The organism is Plantibacter sp. MCCC 1A11337, from assembly GCF_013349365.1.
GTDB classification, from domain to species: Bacteria; Actinomycetota; Actinomycetes; order Actinomycetales; family Microbacteriaceae; genus Plantibacter; species Plantibacter flavus_A.
Genome location: NZ_JABJWX010000004.1, coordinates 50298 through 70694, shown reverse-complemented (window position 1 = coordinate 70694; position 20397 = coordinate 50298). Strand labels below are relative to the sequence as shown.

Annotated in this window: 19 protein-coding genes; 9 read left to right on the top strand and 10 right to left on the bottom strand. The window is 68.7% G+C overall.

The genetic code is table 11. The annotated features are described in order from the left end of the window. Positions 1 to 35: 35 nt before the first annotated feature. The 5 genes from HOW07_RS15030 to gmd form a co-directional block, all read right to left on the bottom strand. On the bottom strand, positions 36 to 2555 hold the full coding sequence (locus HOW07_RS15030; RefSeq protein ID WP_064295207.1) for a glycoside hydrolase family 65 protein: 2520 nt from the start codon (positions 2553 to 2555) through the stop codon (positions 36 to 38). Further along, on the bottom strand, positions 2552 to 3379 hold the full coding sequence (locus HOW07_RS15025; RefSeq protein ID WP_175117862.1) for a beta-phosphoglucomutase family hydrolase: 828 nt from the start codon (positions 3377 to 3379) through the stop codon (positions 2552 to 2554). The genes HOW07_RS15030 and HOW07_RS15025 overlap by 4 nt, the downstream gene beginning before the upstream one ends. Before the next feature lie 123 nt (positions 3380 to 3502). Next, positions 3503 to 4690, bottom strand: a complete 1188-nt coding sequence (locus HOW07_RS15020) for a DegT/DnrJ/EryC1/StrS aminotransferase family protein (RefSeq protein ID WP_079002825.1) — start codon at positions 4688 to 4690, stop codon at positions 3503 to 3505. Further along, positions 4687 to 5622 carry an NAD-dependent epimerase/dehydratase family protein gene (locus HOW07_RS15015; RefSeq protein ID WP_175117720.1) on the bottom strand — a complete coding sequence of 312 codons (936 nt, stop codon included), beginning with the start codon at positions 5620 to 5622 and terminating at the stop codon, positions 4687 to 4689. The genes HOW07_RS15020 and HOW07_RS15015 overlap by 4 nt, the downstream gene beginning before the upstream one ends. 5 nt (positions 5623 to 5627) lie before the next feature. Beyond that, complete coding sequence (gmd, locus tag HOW07_RS15010; protein ID WP_175117861.1) at positions 5628 to 6644, bottom strand: GDP-mannose 4,6-dehydratase; 1017 nt, start codon at positions 6642 to 6644, stop codon at positions 5628 to 5630. 153 nt (positions 6645 to 6797) lie between these two features. On the opposite strand from gmd, the gene HOW07_RS15005 reads away from it, so the two are divergent. From HOW07_RS15005 to HOW07_RS14990, 4 genes are all read left to right on the top strand, one after another. Continuing rightward, positions 6798 to 7910, top strand: a complete 1113-nt coding sequence (locus HOW07_RS15005) for a glycosyltransferase family 1 protein (protein WP_175117719.1) — start codon at positions 6798 to 6800, stop codon at positions 7908 to 7910. Positions 7911 to 7975: 65 nt separating this feature from the next. After that, positions 7976 to 8863, top strand: coding sequence for a glycosyltransferase (locus tag HOW07_RS15000; protein WP_175117718.1), 888 nt, complete (start codon positions 7976 to 7978; stop codon positions 8861 to 8863). 50 nt (positions 8864 to 8913) lie between these two features. Further along, positions 8914 to 9651, top strand: coding sequence for a glycosyltransferase family 2 protein (locus HOW07_RS14995; RefSeq protein WP_175117717.1), 738 nt, complete (start codon positions 8914 to 8916; stop codon positions 9649 to 9651). Beyond that, on the top strand, positions 9648 to 10034 hold the full coding sequence (locus HOW07_RS14990; RefSeq protein ID WP_371743694.1) for a DUF2304 domain-containing protein: 387 nt from the start codon (positions 9648 to 9650) through the stop codon (positions 10032 to 10034). The genes HOW07_RS14995 and HOW07_RS14990 overlap by 4 nt, the downstream gene beginning before the upstream one ends. A gap of 10 nt (positions 10035 to 10044) precedes the next feature. On the opposite strand, the gene HOW07_RS14985 is transcribed toward HOW07_RS14990, so the two are convergent. Genes HOW07_RS14985 through HOW07_RS14975 form a run of 3 tightly spaced genes read right to left on the bottom strand, consistent with a single transcriptional unit; the run spans position 10045 to position 13650 of the window. After that, positions 10045 to 11334 carry a hypothetical protein gene (locus HOW07_RS14985; RefSeq protein WP_175117716.1) on the bottom strand — a complete coding sequence of 430 codons (1290 nt, stop codon included), beginning with the start codon at positions 11332 to 11334 and terminating at the stop codon, positions 10045 to 10047. A gap of 4 nt (positions 11335 to 11338) precedes the next feature. Then, on the bottom strand, positions 11339 to 12424 hold the full coding sequence (locus HOW07_RS14980; RefSeq protein WP_175117715.1) for an NAD-dependent epimerase/dehydratase family protein: 1086 nt from the start codon (positions 12422 to 12424) through the stop codon (positions 11339 to 11341). After that, the gene (locus HOW07_RS14975; RefSeq protein WP_175117714.1) at positions 12421 to 13650 is read right to left on the bottom strand and encodes an acyltransferase; all 1230 of its coding nucleotides are present in this window, start codon (positions 13648 to 13650) and stop codon (positions 12421 to 12423) included. The genes HOW07_RS14980 and HOW07_RS14975 overlap by 4 nt, the downstream gene beginning before the upstream one ends. Positions 13651 to 13792: 142 nt before the next feature. On the opposite strand from HOW07_RS14975, the gene HOW07_RS14970 reads away from it, so the two are divergent. Next, positions 13793 to 15358, top strand: coding sequence for a DUF2142 domain-containing protein (locus tag HOW07_RS14970; RefSeq protein WP_175117713.1), 1566 nt, complete (start codon positions 13793 to 13795; stop codon positions 15356 to 15358). Between the two features lie 43 nt (positions 15359 to 15401). On the opposite strand, the gene HOW07_RS14965 is transcribed toward HOW07_RS14970, so the two are convergent. Both HOW07_RS14965 and HOW07_RS14960 read right to left on the bottom strand, forming a co-directional pair. After that, positions 15402 to 16001, bottom strand: a complete 600-nt coding sequence (locus tag HOW07_RS14965) for an LPXTG cell wall anchor domain-containing protein (RefSeq protein WP_175117712.1) — start codon at positions 15999 to 16001, stop codon at positions 15402 to 15404. A gap of 162 nt (positions 16002 to 16163) precedes the next feature. Next, complete coding sequence (locus tag HOW07_RS14960) at positions 16164 to 16802, bottom strand: acyl-ACP--UDP-N- acetylglucosamine O-acyltransferase (RefSeq protein WP_175117711.1); 639 nt, start codon at positions 16800 to 16802, stop codon at positions 16164 to 16166. 99 nt (positions 16803 to 16901) lie between these two features. On the opposite strand from HOW07_RS14960, the gene HOW07_RS14955 reads away from it, so the two are divergent. From HOW07_RS14955 to HOW07_RS14940, 4 genes are read left to right on the top strand one after another with little or no spacing between them, the layout of a single operon-like run. Beyond that, positions 16902 to 18008: a DegT/DnrJ/EryC1/StrS aminotransferase family protein gene (locus tag HOW07_RS14955; RefSeq protein ID WP_175117710.1), complete on the top strand. Its 1107-nt coding sequence runs from the start codon at positions 16902 to 16904 to the stop codon at positions 18006 to 18008. Further along, complete coding sequence (locus HOW07_RS14950; RefSeq protein WP_175117709.1) at positions 18005 to 18973, top strand: Gfo/Idh/MocA family protein; 969 nt, start codon at positions 18005 to 18007, stop codon at positions 18971 to 18973. Before HOW07_RS14955 ends, HOW07_RS14950 begins: the two co-directional genes overlap by 4 nt. Next, positions 18970 to 19416, top strand: coding sequence for a GtrA family protein (locus tag HOW07_RS14945; protein ID WP_175117708.1), 447 nt, complete (start codon positions 18970 to 18972; stop codon positions 19414 to 19416). Before HOW07_RS14950 ends, HOW07_RS14945 begins: the two co-directional genes overlap by 4 nt. A 2-nt stretch (positions 19417 to 19418) precedes the next feature. Then, the gene (locus tag HOW07_RS14940) at positions 19419 to 20381 is read left to right on the top strand and encodes a glycosyltransferase family 2 protein (protein ID WP_175117707.1); all 963 of its coding nucleotides are present in this window, start codon (positions 19419 to 19421) and stop codon (positions 20379 to 20381) included. The last annotated feature ends 16 nt before the right edge of the window (positions 20382 to 20397 follow it).

The window sequence follows — 20397 nt, the reverse complement described above, 5'->3', positions numbered from 1 at the left end:
GTCGGTCGAGCGGAACAGCGGACGACGGTCGGTGCCTACTCCGACTGCGGCTGGATGACCGGGATCGACTCGGTGTCCGCCGGCCCGAGCGCGATGGTCGGCATCGACACGGTGATGAGCGAACCGTCGGCACGGCGGCTGCCCTCGATGTCGCTCGCGCTCGGCTCGCCGACGAGGTGCGGACCCTGGTTGTCGAGCGGAACGGTGACCGTCGTCCCGGCCTCGACGAGCACGTTGCCCCCGCCGACGACGAACGAGGCGGAATCGCCCTCCTCGACGGTGAACCGCATCTCGGTGCGCCGGACGGAGATGCGCACCCGCGTGCCCTTGACCGTGAGTCGGAAGGTGATGCCCTGCCAGTCGACCGGCAGGCGCGGCGAGAAGGAGATCACGCCGCCGTGGTCGCGCATGCCCGCGAAGCCGAGCACGAGCGCGCTCCACACGCCACCGGTGGAGGCGACGTGCACACCGTCCGGGGTGTTGCGGTGCAGGTTCGCGAGGTCGACGAACAGCGCCGACCAGAAGTACTTGAGCGCGAGCCGCTGGTACCCGACCTCGGCGGCGATGATCGACTGCACGACCGCCGACAGAGTCGAGTCGCCAGTCGTCAGCGGGTCGTAGTAGTCGAAGTCGGCGAGCTTCTCCTCGTCGGTGAAGTGGTCGCCCTGGAGGAGCAGCGCCAGCACGACGTCCGCCTGCTTGAGCACCTGGAACCGGTAGATGACGAGCGGGTGGAAGTGCAGGAGCAGCGGGAGGTGCTCAGGAGGGGTGTGATCGAGGTCCCACAGCTCCTTCTCGAGGAACTGGGCGTCCTGCGGGTGGATGCCGAGCCGCTTGTCGAAGGGGATGTGCATGTGCTCGGCGGCGCGCTGCCACTCGCGGACCTCGGCGTCGTCGAGCGACAGCCGCGTGACCAAGCGCTCGAAGGAGGCCGGGTCGTCCTCGCGGAGGCGCTCCACGGCCTCGACGGCCGACAGCAGGTTCGCCCGTGCCATGACGTTCGTGTAGAGGTTGTCGTTCACGACGGTCGTGTACTCGTCGGGTCCCGTGACCCCGTAGATGTGGAACGAGTCCTTGCCGTTCGCGCGCCAGAAGCCCAGGTCGGCCCACATGCGCGCCGTCTCGACGAAGATGTCGACGGCTCCGCGGGCGAGGAAGTCCTCGTCCCCCGTCGCCGCGACGTACTGCCGCAGCGCGTAGGAGATGTCGGCGTCGATGTGGTACTGCGCCGTGCCGGCCGCGTAGTACGCCGACGACTCGAGCCCGTTGATCGTGCGCCACGGGAACAGGGCACCGTGCTGGTTGAGCTCGGTCGCGCGGGAGCGGGCGGCGTCGAGCATGTTCTGGCGGAACCGGAGGGCGTTCCGTGCGACGAGCGGCGCCGTGTAACTGAGGAACGGGAGGACGTAGACCTCGGTGTCCCAGAAGTAGTGGCCACCGTACCCGGACCCGGACACACCCTTCGCCGCGACACCGCCGCCGTCCGTGCGTGCGGACGCCTGCGCCAGCTGGAAGAGGTTCCAGCGCGTCGCCTGCTGGATGGCCGGCTGTCCGTGGACCTCGACGTCGGAGCGCGCCCAGAAGTCCTCCAGCCACAGCTCCTGGTTGCGGATCGCGGATTCGATGCCGTTCTCGGCGGAACGGTCGAGCGTGCGGGCGCAGCGGTCGGCGAGTTCCTTCGGCGGGACGGCGTTCGAGGTGTGGTAGCTGATGATCTTGGTGAGCTTCGTGGGCACGCCCGCGCGACCGCGGATCGTGTACACGTGCTTCGCGAGGTCGGACTCGATGTGCGTCGAGACCTCGTACTCGTTCTCGGTCTCGATCGTGTGGTCGGCGCCGGCGACGATCGTCATGCCGGAGTTCGTCGTCTGGTACCCGAGCATCGCTCGTGGACCGTCGATGAGCTTGTAGCGAGGCTGCAGCACCCGCTCGGTGAGGGACTCCGCCTTGCGCGGGTCGCCCATCCCCGGCTCGGGTGCGTTCGTCAGGTAGTCGTCCTGACGGTCCTGGCGGTTGATGATCTGACTGGAGAGCACGAGCGACGCATCCGCGTCGAGCAACGTGACCTCGTAGTCGAGGACCGCGAGGTGGCGGTCGGTGAAGGACACCATGCGACGGGAACGGATGTGGACCCGCTTCCCGGAGGGCGTCCGCCATTCGAGTTCGCGGCTGAGGACACCGGTCTTGAAGTCGAGCCGACGCTCGAAGCTCAGCAGGTCGGCGTCGTTGAGGATCAGCGGCTCGTCGTCGACGTAGAGGCGGACGACCTTCGTGTCGGGCGCGTTGACGATCGTCTGACCGACGCGGGCGAAGCCGAACGCCTCCTCGGCGTGACGGATCGGCCAGGTCTCGTGGAACCCGTTGATGAACGTCCCGTGGACGTGGCCGTCGCGGCCCTCCTCGACGTTGCCGCGGAAACCGAGGTAGCCGTTGCCGAGCGCGAAGAGGGTCTCGGTCGTTCCCTCGTCGTCCGCGTCGACGTGCGTCTCGACGAGCGCCCAGTCGTCGAGTGGGAACCGGTGACGGTCGAGCGGGTCGCTGGTGATGTGGTTCATGCCTGGTCCTCGGAGGAGTCGTGGGGTGCCGTGGGGGTCTGTGGGTCGGCCGGCGCGTCCGGCCCGGCTGTTCGCGAAGCCGACCGCAGTGGGTCGACGAGGTCGGCGAGGTCATCGACCACGATGTCCGCGCCGGCATCGATGAGCGCCTGGTGTCCGATACCGCGGTCGACGCCGAGCACGAGACCGAAGTCGCCGCGGCGGCCGGCCTCGACCCCGGAATGCGCGTCCTCGACGACGACGCACTCCGACGGAGCGTAGCCGAGCAGACGACCGGCCTCGACGTAGGTGTCCGGCGCGGGCTTGCCGGCGATCCCCTCGCGCGCGGCGACGACGCCGTCCATCACGACCGGGAACCGCTCACGGAGCCCTGCCGCTCGGAGGACGACCTCGGCGTTCTTGGAACTCGACACCACGGCGACCTGGAGACCCTCCTGCTCGACCGCGTCGAGGAACGACAGGGAGCCGGGATAGGCCGCGATGCCGTCCTCCTCGAGCACCGCGGTGAAAACCGAGTTCTTCCGGTTGCCGAGGCCGCACACGGTCTCGAGCTCGGGGGCGTCGGTCGGTGAACCCTCGGGGAGCGTGATACCGCGCGACGCGAGCATCGCCCGGACCCCGTCGTACCGCGGTTTGCCGTCGATGTACCGGAAGTAGTCGGTGTCGGTGTACGGCTCGGTGATCCCGCGGGCGACGAGCTCGTCCGTGAAGAGCTTCGCCCACGCGTGCATGTGGATCTCGGCGGTCGGGGTGATGACGCCGTCGAGGTCGAACAGCACCGCCTTGCATCCGAGGAGGCGCGAGGCCGCCTCGGGGAGGCTCAGGACGTCGTTCGATGGCGCGTTGATCGGCTGGTTCACGGTGCACGGTCCTCGTCGGTCGGGGGAAGAGGTGGACAGTGGGACGGAAGCTGCTGCGGACCGGAGGGGCGACCGCGCAGACCCAGCCTAGGAGAGTTTGGCCACCACGTCGTACACGCGGTCGATCCCGGCGTGGACCGGGAAGTGGTGGTTGCCGACGAAGAGCCCGTCCTCGTGGATCTTGTCGGCGGCGGGGAGCTCGGCCGGGACCCTCGCGTCGAGGTACTTCATGACCGGGTTCTTCGTGAAGTTGCCGGCGACGATGGGCCGTGACTCGATCCCCTCGGCCGCGAACGCCCGCACGACCTCCTTGCGGCGACCGGCGAGCGCGCCCTCGAGCACGAGCGAGAATCCGAACCAGCTGCTCTCGCCCTGCTCGCGCTGGATGCGCACGGAGTCGAGGTCGGCGAAGCGTTCCGTCCAGTACACGGCGTTCTCCCGACGACCGGCGATGAGCTGTGGGACCTTCTGGATCTGCTCGATGCCGATCGCGCCGGACATCTCGAGCGGACGGACGTTGTAGCCGGGCAGGACGAAGCGGAAGAGGTCGTCCCACTCGTCGCCCGACTTGTCGTGCACGGCGTTCTGCTCGGGGAGTCCACGCGTCCAGCCGTGGGCTCGCAGCGAGATGAGCATCTGCGCCGTGGCCTCGTCGTCCGTCAGGATCATCCCACCCTCCATCGTCGAGATGTGGTGGGAGAAGAAGGCGCTGAACGTGCCCATCGCGCCGACCGTGCCGGCGAACCGGCCGTCGTCCTTCGCGCCGAGGGACTCGCAGTTGTCCTCCAACAGGAGGAGACCGTGACGTTCGGCGAGTGCCGTGAGCGCCGCGAAGTCGTTCGGGTTGCCGAGGAGGTTGACCGCGAAGATCGCCTTGGTGCGCGGGGTGATCGCCGCCTCGGCGAGCGCCAGGTCCAGGTTGAGGGTGTCGACGTCGATGTCGACGAAGCTCGGGATGAGGCCGTACTGCTGGAGCGGATAGTAGGTGGTTGCCCAGGACACGGCGGGCACCAGCACCTCGTCGCCCGCCTGCAGGTCGACCCGGTCGTCGAGCACGGCAGCGGCGATCGCGAGGAGGTTCGCGCTCGACCCGGAGTTGACCATGACACCGAACCCGGCGCCGAACGCACTGGCGAAATCGCGCTCGAACTGCGCCACGAGCGGACCCATGGTGAAGCGGCCGCTGTCGACGACACGCTGGATGGCGGCGTATTCCGCGGCATCCCAGGAGGAGGTCGCGAGGGGGAAACCGGAGTCGAAGATGTCGTCGGTCATGGTGTCTGTGGCTCCTGAGCTGCGAGGTAGGCGTGGTAGCTCGCGGCGACGCCGGTCGCGAGCGGGGTGGTGGGGTTCCAGCCGAGCGCGCGGGCGGCGGCTGAGTCGAGCAGGCGCTGGTGGACACCGGAAGGCTTGGTGGCGTCGTATCGGAAGCGACCGGTGAAGCCGACGGCGCGACCGGCTGCCTCGTAGTACTCGGTGATGCTGTGGTCGACACCCGGCCCGAGGTTGAGCGTGACGGGCCACGCGTCGAGTGCGCCGAGCTGCGTGACGAGCCAGGCCGCGAGGTCGGGCGTGTAGGTGAACTCGCGTCGGGCGGTGCCGTCGCCCCAGACCTCGACCTCGTCGGAGCCGCTCGTCACGGCGGCGTGCACCTTGCCGAGGGCGGCCGCGATCAGATGCGCCTGGCCGTGGGTGTAGTCGTCGCCCGGGCCGTAGAGGTTCGACGGCACGGCCGCGCGGTAGGCGAACCCATACTGCCGGCTCGCGTACTCGCAGAGCTTCGTCCCGGCGATCTTCGCGAGTGCGTAGCCCTCGTTCGCGCCCTCCAGCGTGCCGCTGAGGAGCGCGGCCTCACCGATCGGCTGCGGGAGTCCCTCGGGGTAGATCGCAGCACTCGACACGTAGAGCAGCTCCGGGACACCGGCGTCGATCGCGCCCCGGATGACCGAGGTGTCGATCAGGAGGTTGTCGAGCAGGAAGTCGGTGGGACGCTGGAGCTTCGCCTGGATGCCGGCGACCTTGGCCGCCGTGTGCACGATCGCGTCCGGCGCCGTCCGGCCGATGAGGCCTGCGACGGCGGCTCGATCGGTGAGGTCGGCGTCCGCACGCGTCGCCACGATCAGCTCGTCGGCGGCGCGGAGCTTGGGCCAGACCTCGGCGATGCTCGAACCGAGCATGCCGGCACCACCGGTGAGGAGGACGCGCACCGCGCCTAGACCTCGGCGGTGTCGATGTAGGGCGTGCCCGACGCCTCGAGCTCGGCGACGTCCGAGTCGACCATGATCTGGGCGAGCCGGGGCGGGAGCACCTTGGGCGACCAGCCGAGGACCGACTCGGCCTTCGCGTAGTCGCCGATCAGCGCGTCGACCTCGGTGGGACGGAGGTAGCGCTCATCGAACTTGACGTACTGCTCCCAGTCGAGGTCGAGCCGCTCGAAGGAGAACTGGAGGAAGTCCTTGACCGTGTACGCGGTGTTGGTGGCGAGCACGAAGTCGGTCGGCTCGTCGGCCTGCAGCATCCGCCACATGCCCTCGACATAGTCGGGCGCGTAGCCCCAGTCGCGGACGGCGTCGAGGTTGCCCATGTACAGGAAGTCCTGCTGGCCGGCGGCGATGCGCGCGGCGGCACGGGTGATCTTGCGGGTCACGAAGGTACCACCGCGACGCGGCGACTCGTGGTTGAACAGGATGCCGTTGACCGCGAACATCCCGTAGGCCTCGCGGTAGTTCCGGGTGATCCAGTAGGAGTACACCTTCGCGACGCCGTAGGGCGAGCGCGGGTAGAACGGGGTCTCCTCGTTCTGCGGCGGCGGTGTCGCACCGAACATCTCGGAGCTGGACGCCTGGTAGAAGCGGCAGTGGAGACCGATCTGGCGGATGGCCTCGAGGAGTCGGACCGTCCCGATGCCGGTCGTGTCGCCCGTGTACTCCGGCTCGTCGAAGCTGACCCGCACGTGCGACTGCGCGGCGAGGTTGTAGACCTCGTCGGGCTGGATCTCCGCGAGCAGCGTCGCCAGGCGCGAGCCGTCGGCCAGGTCGGCGAAGTGCAACTGGAGCCTGGGCGAACCGTCGTGGGTCGCCTCGGGGTCGTAGATGTGGTCGATCCGCCCGGTGTTGAAGGTCGACGCGCGGCGGATGAAGCCGTGCACCTCGTAGCCCTTCGCGAGGAGGAGCTCGGCGAGGTAGCTGCCGTCCTGACCGGTGATACCGGTGATGACGGCCTTCTTCATGGGGGTCTGGATCACAGGGTGCTGCTCCGTCATGGGGTCCGCTCCGGATCGCTTCGCGCTGATCCTCGGTGAATGGTTCGTCCCTCTGCTGAGGCACATCGACCCGGCCGAGCTTACCCGAGTGGCCCTCGGCCCCCGCTATGCTCGGCTGTCGTGCCCCTGCTTGCCGTCGATCTCCTGTCGTTCACCGGGACGAAGGGTGGCATGGAGACCTACACCCGCGAGCTCTACCGCGCGGTCGGTCCGCAGGCGGCGGAGTTCGACCTCGTCGGTCTCGCCAGCACGGAGGCGATGCATGGTGATCTCTCCTGGTTCCCGGGCGAGATCATCGCCACCGGAATCAGCGGCGAGCACCGCTTCGCCTGGGCGGCTGGGGAGCTCTGGCGCATCGCCGGGATCGCGAAACGGAACCGCGCGGACATCATCCACGCACCCGCGACGCTCGGACCGGCACGTACCGCGCTCCCGCTCGCGGTCACCATGCACGACCTGCTGTACTGGAGCCACCCGGAGCTCATGTCGACACCGTTCTACACGGCACCGGTGAAGTGGATGGAGCGTCAGGTCGCTCGGGCGGCCTCCCGCATCATCACCATCAGCGAGGTCTCGAAGGCGGAGATCGTGAAGTACCTCGGGACCGACCCCGAGCTGATCGACGTCATCCCCCTGGCGGCGTCAGCCCCGTGGACGGCCACCCGGGAACCGGATCGCGACGCCCCCTTCATCCTCGCCACGGGCAACCGCCGCCCGCACAAGAACTACGACGGCCTCATCCGAGCACTCGCCCTCGTCGAGGAACGCGTCCGCCCCCGACTCATCGTGACCGGCAGCCACGGGCTCGACGATCCGCTGCGCGCCGTCGTCGCCGAACTCGGCCTGGAGCGGTTCGTGGACCTGCGGTCCTGGTTGTCCCCGGAAGAGCTGGGTGAGCTCTACCGGACGACGACCGCCCTGGCCGTGCCGTCGTTCGCCGAAGGCTTCAGTCTGCCGCCACTCGAGGCCATGCTCAGCGGCGTTCCGGTGCTCGTGAGCGACATCGACGTCCACCGGGAGGTGTGCGGCGATGCGGCGTTGTTCGTCGATCCCCACGACCTCGCCTCGATCGCGGCCGGTCTCCGCACCCTGGCGACCGACACCGCCGAGGTGACGCGCCTCACCGAGCGCGGACGGGCGAGAGCCGCCACCTTCAGCTGGGCGTCGACCGCCGAGCGCACGCTCGACGTGTTCCGTGCCACGCTCGACCCGACGGCGTCGCGACCCCGGTGAACCGCGATCGGGCCCTCGCGGCCCGGCGATCTCGACAGCCGGACGAAGCTTGCTAGCGTAGCCGGGTGACGCTCGACATCATGATGCCCTTCTACGGCCGCTTCGACCACTTCCAGGCGGCGGTGGAGAGTGTGCTCGCGCAGTCCGACCCCGACTGGACGCTGACGATCGTCGACGACGTCTACCCGGATCTCGCTCCCGGTGAGTGGGCCGTCGCCCTCGGCGACCCGCGCATCACCTACCTCCGGAACGAGGTGAACCTGCGCCCATCGAAGAACTACCGCAAGTGCGTGTCCCTCATGACCGGCGAGTTCTCCGTCATCATGGGTTGCGACGACGTGATGCTGCCGAACTACGTCCGTCGCGTGCGCGAACTCATCGCCGGCCACCCCGACGCCTCGATCATCCAGCCCGGCGTGTCCGTCATCGACGAGCACGGCACGCCGTCCAGCCCACTCGCCGATCGGATCAAGGCGAAGTACCGGTTCTCCGGGACAGGGGCTCGCGAATACCGGGGCGAGCAGCTCGCCACGAGCCTGCTCCGCGGCAACTGGACCTACTTCCCGTCGCTCGTCTGGCGGGTCGAGGCGCTCCGGAAACACCAGTTCCGGCTCGACCTCGACGTCGTGCAGGATCTCGCGATGCTCCTCGAGATCACGAAGGACGGCGGGAGCCTCGTCCTCGACGACGAGATCTGCTTCGCCTACCGCAGGCACTCCCAGAGCGTGTCCGCGGTCACCGGACCGGACGGATCGAAGTTCCGGCAGGAGCGGACCCTGTTCGCCGAGGCACGACGTGATCTCACGGCGATGGGGTGGAGTCGCGCGGCGCGAGCCGCCGCCAATCACTGGACGTCGCGCGCCAACGCGCTCAGCGAGCTGCCTGCAGCGTTGCGGTCCCGCAACGCCGCAGGGCGTCGTGCCCTGCTCGAGCACGTGTTCGCCAGGGTCTGACCGCCCCCACCTCCCGAGCGCTCCGCCCTCCGATTGCTAGGATTCCGCACATGACGACCTCCCTCGCCGGCACCCTCATCGTCATGCCAGCACTCAACGAAGAAGCGTCCGTGGCTACGGTCGTCCGCGAGGTCCAGGAGAAGCTACCCGGTGTGGCGGTGCTCGTGGTCAACGACGGCTCCACCGATGCGACCACGACCGAGGCGCGTGCGGCCGGAGCGATCGTCGCCGAGCTGCCGTTCAACCTCGGGGTCGGCGGCGCGATGCGTGCGGGGTTCAAGTACGCGCTCGCCCACGGCTACCGCAACGTGGTGCAGGTCGACTCGGACGGCCAGCACGACCCCGCCGGTGTCGTCCGCCTCGTCGAGGAGCTGCAGTCCGCCGACCTCGTCCTCGGTGCGCGGTTCGCGGGTGAGGGCGACTACGAGGTCCGGGGTCCGCGCAAGTGGGCGATGGTCGTGTTGTCCGGCGTCCTGAGCGGCGTCGCCAGGACGAAGCTCACCGACACCACCAGTGGCTTCCGTGCCACGGGTCCTCGTGCCGTCCGGCTCTTCGCCGAGCACTACCCGGCGGAGTACCTCGGTGACACCATCGAGTCGCTCGTCATCGCCGCGCGCGCCGGCTGCGTCATCCGCCAGGTGCCCGTCGCCATGCGCCCGCGCGCCGGCGGTACCCCCTCGCACAATCCGTTCAAGGCAGCCCGGTACCTCGCCAGGGCCGGTCTCGCGCTCGTCTTCGCGCTGATCCGACCACCCGTCGCGCTCCACGAAGGGGTGGTGACGGCGTGATCCCCATCGGCACGTACATCCTCGGCATCGTCGCGGCCCTGTTCACGCTCGGCCTCGTCGTCGAGATGCTCCGTCGGCGCCAGCTCCGCGAACGCCATGCGATCTGGTGGCTGATCGCGGGCCTGCTCGCACTCGTCATCGGCGTCTTCCCGCAGGTCCTCGTCTGGGCAGCCGGCGTGATCGGCGTCGAGATCCCGACGAACCTGGTCTTCTTCGTCAGCATCCTCATCCTCTTCCTCGTCAGCATCCAGCACAGCTCGGAACTCACGACGCTGGAGAACCGCAGCCGCACCCTCGCCGAAGAGGTCGCGCTGCAGGACCTCCGCATCCGCGCACTGGAGCAGCGGCTGGCAGACTCACGTCGAGGCGGCCGCTCCTCCTGAGGCCGACGGCTCAGGCCGTCGGCGGCACGGGCGGGGCGCCTGCTCCGGCGGCGTCCGCCCTCGGCTGGCGGAACAGGGCTGCGCCCTGCAGCAGGAGTCCCGCGAGCGGGCCGACGGTCAGCGCCAGGATCGTCCGCTCGTGCAGCCCGAGGGGAAGGAGCAGCATCCCCACCGTCACGACGGCGGCGAGGATCCAGCCGCCCGCGAACGCGCCGTGCTGTGCTCGTGACAGCGTCGCAGCTCCGGTCACGCAGAGCACGCCGACGAGGCCGGCGGTCGCGACGAGCAGGCCGATCGTTCCTCCCGCCAGGACGTCGGAGCGTCCGAAGAGGACGGAGAGCGCCCATGGGCCGAGCCACCAGGCGAGGAGCGCGAGCAGTCCTGCACCGACGAGGACCAGCGCGGAGAGTCTGGCGACCCAGCCGAGGACCGCGTCGGCATGGGATCGGAACACCACCACGAGGTAGCTCTGCAACGCGAGGACGACGATGACGATCGGTGCGCGGGTGAGGGTGATCGCGTACGTCAGCGAGCCGAACGCGTCCGGCGACACGGTGTCGCCCGTGGCCTGGATCATCAGCGGGAGACCGCTGACCATGACACCGGTCGCCGCGGCCGCGACGACGGTGCGGAGCACGTTCCAGCTGAGTTCCCGCGGACCGACGTCGACGGCGAACCGCCCGACGACCCCGCGGCGGATGAACAGCCAGAGGACGACCGGAGTGACGGCGAACGGCACGGCGACGCCCCAGGCGAGGACGGCGGTGTCGGTGGTGACCAGGAGCAGGCCGCCGACGAGGGCGAACCGGAGGACACCGTCGATGACGGTCATCGCGGCCGCCGCGGCCCAGAACGACAGCCCGTACAGCACGCCCGAGACGGCCGCCACCACCAGGTAGGCGGAGACGCCGAGGATGAGCGGTGGCACGAGCGCCCAACCGTCGTCGGGGAACACCGCGCCGACCCAGATCCAGGCCGAACCGGCGAGGATCGCCGCCATGCCGACCACCGCCACGAGGGTGAAGTTCCGCACCACCGGGGCTCGTCGGGTCTCCCCGGGCAACGCCCCGGATCGGTCGAGCGGGTGCGTCGCCCGGGCGATCTCCTGCTGAGCGCCCGACAACGCGCTGACGAGCAGGTAGAGCGCTGACCAGAAGACCGCGAACGAGGCGTAGGCGGCGGTCCCGAGCGCGACCCCGGTGACGATCTGCAGCAGGTACCCCGCTCCCCCGCCGACGGCGGTGGCCAGGAGGATCAGGACGGCTCCGTTCGGCCCGCGGCGCGCAGCCTCGGGCGACACGCCGTTATCCCCGGACGTCGCTGCCACGCTGGGCGGCGATCCACTCCTGCAGTGCCGCCACACCGCGCGTGACGTCCCAGGCCGGAGCCCAGTCGAGACCCGCGAGCGAGTCCTCGATGCTGCACTCGGCGTGCCGGACGTCGCCGTCGCGGTACTTGCCGTTGATCATCGGAGCCGGAGCCCCGTGGTACGCCGCGATCGCCTGCGCGAGTTCCAGGATCGTCGTGCCGACGCCGGACCCGATGTCGAAGCGCGACACGTCTGCCGAGGGCCCCGCCGTGATGACGGCTCGGAACGACTCGGCGATGTCGTCGATGAACACGAAATCGCGGACGATCCGGCCGTCTTCGTAGACCTGGATGGTGCCGCCGTCCATGGCGAGCTGGGAGAAGAGGGACACGATGCCCGTGTAGGAGTTGATGAGCGACTGACCGGGACCGTAGACGTTCTGCAGTCGCAGGACGGTCAGCTTCGCGTCGTGGGCGGCCGTCCATGCCGACAGGATGTGCTCCTGCGCGAGCTTGGTCGCGCCGTAGACGCTCGTGGGCGCCGGCATCGTCACCGCGGCACGGCTCGGCAACGGCTTCGCCGCCGGGAAGTCCCACTCACCCCGCTCGAACTGGGCGTGCGAACGCTGTCCCGGCTCGAAGACGGTGCCGTCCTCCCGCTGCCACTGCCCCTCGCCGTAGACCGCGCGACTCGACGACAGGACGAAGTGCCCGGGGACCTGCCCGGCGCGCCCCAGGGCGTCCAGCATCTCCGTCGTGCCGACCACGTTCGCCTCGGCGTGACTCGTCGCGGCGTGGAGCGACTGCGCCGTCCCGGTCTCAGCGGCGAGGTGCACGATGACGTCGGGCCGGACGTCGGCGAGCAGCGCGTCCCACGCCGCGGCGTCGGTGACGTCGCCGACGACGAGTTCAGCCGCCTCGTGGAGGTCCGCCGGGCGCTCCGCGCTCGGGTGCACCTGCGGGTGCAGTTTGTCGATGACGACCCAGCGCTCCGCGGCCGCAGCCAGCTTGTGCGAGAGCGCGCAGCCGATGAAGCCGGCGCCTCCCGTCACGAGAACGGTCCCGAGGGTTGATGCAGTCACGAAGCGGTGTCCTTAGCTGTAGGCGAGTCGACATTCGATGGTACTGGACGAGACCGCGGCGAGAGGAAGGCGATGCCTCGGCCCGGTCCACGGTCCTTCAACGCCATCGCCCGCTTCTCGACGAGGTGCCAGCTCAGCCAGGCGCACCCTGCGGTGACGGCGATCGTGAGCACGACCCACGCCCAGTAGCCGAGCAGGTGCCAGCCGAGGAACGCGGTGAACTGCTGCACGAGGAAGCCGTACACGTACATGCCGTAGGAGTAGTCGTTCTTCGCGCCGATCCACTGGACGCGCTGGGGCAGCCGAGCCGCGAGCCAGAGCACGAAGTAGGCGTAGGCGGGATACCCCAGGAAGAACCATCCGCCGGTGAACAGGGTGACGACCATCACGACGCCGCACGCCGCACCGATCCAGTCGTTCAGCGGAATCCTCCGCGAGTACATGGCGAGGGTCGACCCGATGAGGAAGACGAGGGTCAGGGTGATCTTGAACCGATCGGAGAAGTAGGGCAGGTACACCTGAACGCCGAGCGGGAACAGCGTGTGGGCGATCAAGAGGAGATAGAAGACGCCGGCGAGGGCGGGTACGACCCACTTCGCCCGACGGAGTGCACCGGTCACGAGCAGGATCGCGATGAGGAGGTAGCAGGACCACTCGTACACGAGTGTCCAGAGCGAACCGTTGAACACGCTCTGACCGCCCAGCGACTGTCCGTACGGTGTCGTCTGCGCGAAGATGTCGTAGATCCCGTACTGCCGCATGACCAGGTCGGCGTTGAGGACGATGTAGCTGATCGGTTGTCCGCCGATGTAGGACTGGAGCGTGTTGCCGCTCAGCATCCAGACGACGGGTCCGACGACGACGGCGCCGACGATCAGGACCGTCCAGAACGCCGGGAAGATCCGCAGCGCACGACGCCACAGGAACTGGACGATGTCGGCGGACGCGCCGCTCTTGGCGATCAGGTAGCCGCTGACCGCGAAGAACCCCGCGACCGCGATGCCGCCGATGGTGTCCTGACCTCGGCTGAGGTGCAGCAACGGGTCCTCGCCCCAACCTCCCGTCGGGAAGGCGTGGGAGAAGATCACGGCGGACGCGAGCACCAGGCGGATGATGCCGAGCGAGTTGCGGTGGCCGGCGAGTCCGTCGCTCAACGAGACCCGCGGGCCGCGTCGTCCGCGAGCCTGGGCCGGCTGATCGAACGGTACGTTCGTCGTCGACGTCATGCGGTCCGATCGGTCGTGCGGGAGGGTCGCCCCAGAATACCGCGCTCGTGTCGGGTTACCCGGCGTTCCGTGCACACGCCAGTAGACTGACCGGCGAACGAACGGCGGTGACGCCCCGCATTCCGATTGGACCACTCCGCGCATGGCAGCTCTCGCTCCCACAGACCGTCCGACGCGATGGGAGCGACGGCGGTGGCTCACCTTCCTCGTCGCGTTCGTCGCGATCCTCGCGCCCATGGCCCTCTGGGCGCTCGCCTCCCCCATCGGCTCGGTACCGGACGAACCGTCCCATGCGATCCGCGCCGCCGCGGTGGCACGTGGCCAAGTCGTGTCCGAGCCCTGGGACAAGAACCCGTCGCTCGCCGAAGCGACGGTCCCCGAGAACATCGCGAACGCGCACGACCTCGTCTGCTTCGCGTTCGACGCCGAGAAGACCGCCGACTGCCAGGACGCCGTCCGGGACCGCGACCAGGACCTGGTCGCCACCGGAAGCTCTGCGGGGCTCAACTCGCCCGTCTTCTACGCCCTGGTGGGTTGGCCGTCCCTGTTCCTCGAAGGTGACGCGGCGTTCTACGGCATGCGACTCGCGGGTGCCGTCCTCTGCTCGCTCGCGCTGGCGATCATGGTCATGCAGCTCACCCTGCTCGCCCGGTTCCGCTGGGCGGTCGTCGGCGGGATCGTCGCGATCACGCCGATGGTGCTGTACCTGGGCGGTTCCATCAACCCGAACGGGCTCGAAGCCGCAGCAGCAGGTGGCCTCTTCGCGACGCTGCTCGCCACGTTCCGCGGCAGACAGCTCGGCCGTCGGCTCTGGGAGCAGGCCGGTCTCGCCCTCCTCACGGCATCCTTCCTCCTGACCGGTCGCAGCATCTCACTCCTGTGGGTGCTCGTGATCGCCGTCGTCGCGATGCTGCTCGGGAGCCGGGAGCGGACGCTCGAGCTGCTTCGGAAGCCTGCTGCATGGGCACTCATCGCCGGGTTGGCCGTCGTCGGCCTCCTCACCGTGCTCTGGTACGTCTTCCCGCCGGTGTACGGCGCCGAGACCGAACCCGGGAAGCCGAGCATCGTGGGCCTGGCGTTCGTCTTCGTCTTCACCCTCCTGCAGACCGTCGACTTCTTCTTCGGCATGATCGGCTTCTTCGGGTGGGTCGACACGGGTGCACCGTCGCTGACCATCGCCGCGTGGATCGGCGCCATCCTGCTCCTGCTCGCGACCTCCGTCCTGTGGGGACGCAAGGGCACCCGCTGGGCCGTCTGGGTCCTGCTCGCCGTCACCGTCCTGGTCCCCGCGATCACGCAGATCGGGGTGTATACGCAGTACGGCTTCATCTGGCAGGGCCGGTACATGCTCGCGATCCTGGTCTGTCTGCTGATCGTCGCCGGGCTCGCCCTGGACGACGCCGGCATCGGTGCGGATGCGAAGCTCTCCCGATTCGTGACGGGCGGGTACGTGCTCCTCGCGGCAGGACAGCTCCTGGCCTTCTTCATGGTGCTGCGTCGCTACATCGTCGGGGCGAACGGGAGCCTCTCGGCCATGCTGTTCGACGACGGCTGGGAGCCGCCGTTCGGCTGGAACAGCCTCGTGGTCCTCTTCACGCTCGTCATGATCGTGTGGGTGCTGCTCGCGCGGCGGGTGTTCCGCGCGGCTCCGGTCGTGGAGCCATCGCACGCCGTCGAGCAGGACAGCCGCCCCCGTCTCGACGCGTGAGCCGGCGTCTCCCGACGGTCTGGAGCTTCGGGGACGGCCGCGGTCAGATCGCGTGCGTCAGCTGACGGTTGCGAGCGCGTCGCGACCACCCTGCGACGGCCATGACGACTCCCCCGAGGCCCACCAGGAGGAGTCCGAGCGGCGATGCCTCGACACCGGTGTCGGGAAGGCGGGGTATACCGCCGTCCGACCCGGCATCCGGCAACGCCGCCGACGCCGGCCCGGCCTCGACCGTGAACGTGTGGGCGACCGGGCTCGAGATGCCGCCCTCCTGCTCCTCCGTCACGCTGACCTCGTGATCTCCAGGACCGACCGCGGTGTCGAACCGCAATTGGAAGACTCCATCGGCGTTCGGTGTCGCCTCGGCTGTCTGCGGGACGCCGTCCAGGACCGCACGGATGATCGACCCCTGGGCCGCGAATCCGGCGACCTCGACGGGAGCCTCACTCAGCGGGAAGACGTACTCGTCGACGGGCGAGAGGATCCGAGGCGGGAAGTACAGCGAGAACGACAGGAACGCGGGTTCGGACGTCTCGGTGCCGACGGTCTGCGTGGCACTGAAGTCGTACTCGTTCGACGGGAACAGGGGCGGGATGAACGGGACCGACCAGGTTCCGTCGGGCTGGACGACGGCCGTCCTCATGCCTCCGCCGTCGAGCGCGATCGTCGCTCCCGGAACACCGGTGCCGTGAATGCCGTACAGAATACCGGGTATGCGCTCGCCGTCGTCAGGAAATGTGCAGCAGCGATCCGCGCGAATTCCCCATCGACATGGTCGTCCCCCCGAGTAGTCCGATGGCCGATACTAACGTGGCGCCTCGCCCGACTGGTCGAACGCTGCCGCCAGCAGAGCGAGGTCCCCGTCCTGATAGCCGGCGGCCTGCGCGCCGCGCAGATTGAGACCGTGCACGCGGACGGGGTTGCCATACGCCTTCGCGAAGTCCGGGACGTCCCGCGTGACGACCGACCCCATGCCGACCATGGCGCCCCGGCCGATCTCCCGACGCTGGTGGACGAGCGCGCCGAGACCGATGTTGGCACCATCGCCCACGCGGACGTGTCCGGCGAGACGCGCTCCCCCGGCGATGGTCACGTCGGCACCGATCTGACAGTCGTGCGCGATGTACGACTGGTTCATGATGAAGGCGCGATCGCCGATGACCGTGGCCGCCTGCCATCCCTGATGGACCTGGCTGTACTCGCGGATCACGGTGTGGTCACCGATCCGGACGCCGCGCGGCTCCTCAAGGCCGTCCGGACCGTCGACCGGCAGGTGCGGGAAGGAGCGGACCTCGGGGATGGCCCCGATCACCGCGCCCGCTCCGATCCAGTTGTCGTCGCCGATGGAGACCGGACCGGTGATCACGACGAACGGGCCGATGACGTTGCCCTCCCCCATCGTGACCTCGCCGCTGATGATGGCCGTCGGGTGGAGAGTGTTCATGCCCACAGCATAGAAGGACGCGCGTCGTTCACAGCAGACGCATAGCGGGTATCGTATCCCTTTGGGGGACGTCCCCCGTGCACGTAAGAACGAGGCGACATGATTCCAATCACCACGGTCCGATTCGGCGAAGCCGAGGAGCGGCGGGTGCTCGACGTCATCCGATCCGGAGTCATCGCACAGGGGCCCGTCGTGGCCGAGTTCGAAGCCCGGTTCGCCGCGCTCCATGATGCCCGGCACGCGATCGCGGTCAACAACGGCACGACGGCGCTCGTCGCCGCGTTGCAGGTGCTCGACCTCAAGCCCGGCGACGAGGTCATCACCTCGCCGTTCACGTTCGTCGCGACGGTCAACGCAATCCTGCAGGCCGGCGCGACCGTGCGGTTCGCGGACATCAACGACACGGATTTCGCGCTCGACCCGACCTCCGTGGAGCGCCTGATCAACGACCGGACGCGGGTCGTCATGCCGGTCCACCTGTACGGCCAGATGGCGGACATGGAGCCCATCGAGCGTCTGGCGGCTGCGCACGGACTCCGCGTGGTCGAGGATTCGGCGCAGTCGCACGGCGCACGGTACCGGGGACGAGCAGCCGGCAGCTTCGGGATGGGCACCTTCTCCTTCTACGCCACCAAGAACATCACGACCGCTGAAGGCGGCATGATCACCACGGACGACGACGACATCGCCGCGCGCCTCCGCATCCTCCGCAATCAAGGGATGCGGGCGAGGTACGAATACGTCATGGCGGGCAACAACTACCGCCTCACCGACCTCCATGCGGCGCTCGCCCTCCCACAGCTCGAACGCTACTCCGAGACCGTCGCACAGCGACGTCGGAACGCGGCGGCCCTGACCGACGGCCTCCAGAACGTGCGCGGTATCGTCACGCCCGTGACCTTCGCCGATCGCGATCATGTCTGGCACCAGTACACGATCCGGGTGACGAGCGAGTCCGCCGTCACGCGGGACGCGTTCGTCGGTGCGCTGGCCGAACGAGGTGTCGGTAGCGGCATCTACTACCCCGGCCTGATCATCGATGCCGAGGCGTACCAGGGCCGGCCCGACGTCATCGCCGACGCGACCCCGGTCGCAGCTCGTGTCGCGTCGGAGGTCCTCTCCCTCCCGGTCCACACGGAGCTGTCCGAGGAGGACATCGCGACGATCGTCGAAGCGGTCCGTGCCGTCGCCGGAGGTGGACGATGAGCGCCCGGAAGCGGTTCGCGGTCGTCGGCGCGGGGATGATGGGCAGCAACCACGCGAGAGTCGTGGCGCAATCCGATCTCGCCGATCTCGCCGTCCTCGTCGACCCGCGCGAGGACGTCGGTCGCCGCCTCGCCGAGCAGTACGGCGCGCACTGGTCGCCCGAGCTGCCGGACCTCCAGCAGATCGACGGCGTGATCGTCGCCGCCGCCACCGAGGCCCACGAACCTCTGGCGATGCAGGTGCTTGAGAGCGGGACGCCGCTGCTGATCGAGAAGCCGATCGCCGCCGACATCGGGCAGTCACGCGACATCCTCGCCGCCGCCGACGTAGCCGACCTCCCCTTCATGTGCGGTCTGCTCGAGCGGTTCAATCCTGCGGTGCTGACGGCCCGCTCCTTCATCGAGTCACCCGTCCACCTGTCGGCGACACGCCACTCGCCCTACGCACCGCGCATCCGCACCGGTGTGGCGTGGGACCTCCTCGTGCACGACGTCGACCTGTCGATCGTGCTGGCGGGTGGGCAGACCACCTCCGTGTCCTCCTCACTCGGGTTCTTCCACGAGCGCTCCGAGCGCGGTGCGGAGGATGTGGCCGAGACGGTCCTGGGATTCGACACCGGCGCGATCGCGCACATCTCCGCGAGCCGCATGGGCCAGAAGAAGATCCGGCAGGTCTCTGTCTACGAGCGCGAGCGGCTCATCGAGATCGACCTCCTTCGCCGGGACGTGACGGTCTACCATCACATCTCCGAGGACCTCGTCGGCGGCGCCAACCGGGGCTACCGCCAGCAGACCGTCATCGAGATCCCGGAGATGGTCACGAGCGTCGAGCCCCTCACGGCACAGTTCTCCCACTTCTGCCGGATCATGGACGGCGTCGAGGACGCGGCCACCGAGCGCAGGAGCCTCTTGCCCCCGCACGAGGTCATCGCCCAGGTGCTCGACAGCGCCCTGGCGCGGGCGTGACCGCTCCCCGGCCAGGACGGCTCCGCAAGCTGGTCTGGAACAGCGGCGTCCGATACCTCCTCGTCGGAGGCTCGGCGTTCCTCGTCGACCTCGGCCTGCTCGCGCTGTTCTACACAGTCCTCGGGTGGCCGCTCCCGGTCGCGACGGTCGTGGCCTTCCTCTTGAGTTTCGTCTACACCTACTCCATGCAGCGCGTGTTCGCGTTCGGGTCGCAAGCCCCGCAGGGCGGTGCGCTCGTGAAGTACGCGATCCTCGTCGTCTTCAACACGATCGCGACCGCCGCGATCGTGTCACTGATCGACACCACGTTCGCCGGATGGATCGGCGGCAAGGTCGTCGCGACCGTCGCGACGACGATCTGGAACTATTTCGCCTACCGGTACTGGGTGTTCGCCCATCGCCCCGACACCCCCGCCGGCCCCGCCGGCCTCCAGGAGGAGTGACCGTGTTCAACGGAGCAACCATCGCAGCCGTCGTCCCCGCCTTCCGCGAGGAGAAGATGATCTCGACGGTCATCGACACCATGCCCGACTTCGTCGACCACATCGTCATCGTCGACGACTGCAGCCCGGACGACACGAGCGGCGTCGTCAGCCGCTCAGCCGATCCCCGCGTCGTCCTCATCCGCCACGAGGTCAACCAAGGTGTCGGTGGCGCCATCATCACCGGACACCGCCGCGCCATGGAACTCGGGTCGGACGTGAACGTGATCATGGCCGGCGATGCGCAGATGGACCCCGAGTACCTTCCCGAGCTCTTGACGAAGGTCACGACCGACGGCTACGGCTTCGCGAAGGCGAACCGGTTCTTCTCGCCCGAGTCCTTCCACGGCATGCCCGGCTACCGCGTGTTCGGGAACATCGTCCTCTCGTTCATGACCAAACTTGCCTCCGGGTACTGGCACCTCTTCGACCCGCAGAACGGCTACACCGCTGTGCGGACCTCCGAGCTGCGTCGGGTCCCCCTCGACCACGTCTCACGCCGCTACAGCTTCGAGAACGACTTCCTGATCCACCTCAACATCCTGCAGGTACCCGCGGTCGACGTTCCCATCCCCGCTGTCTACGGCGAGGAGGTCTCGAGCATCAAGCTCAGCCGCGTCGTCCCGGAGCTCCTCAGCCTGCTCACGCAGGGGTTCTGGCGCCGCATCTGGTACCGCTACGTCCTGTGGTCGTTCTCACCGATCGCCTTGCTCCTCAGCCTCGGACTCGTGCTCTTCGTGTTCGGTCTCGCCGTCGCCATCTGGGTGTGCTTCCAGGTCGCCGCGTCGGTGGTCGCGACTGCGGCAACGGTGATGCTCGCCGCGCTCCCCCTCATGATCGGGACGCAGATGCTCATCAGTGCTCTGCAGCTGGACATCCAGGCCAGCCCGCAGACACCGACGCACCCTCCGTACGACTCGGTGTGACGGATCCTCCCCGGGT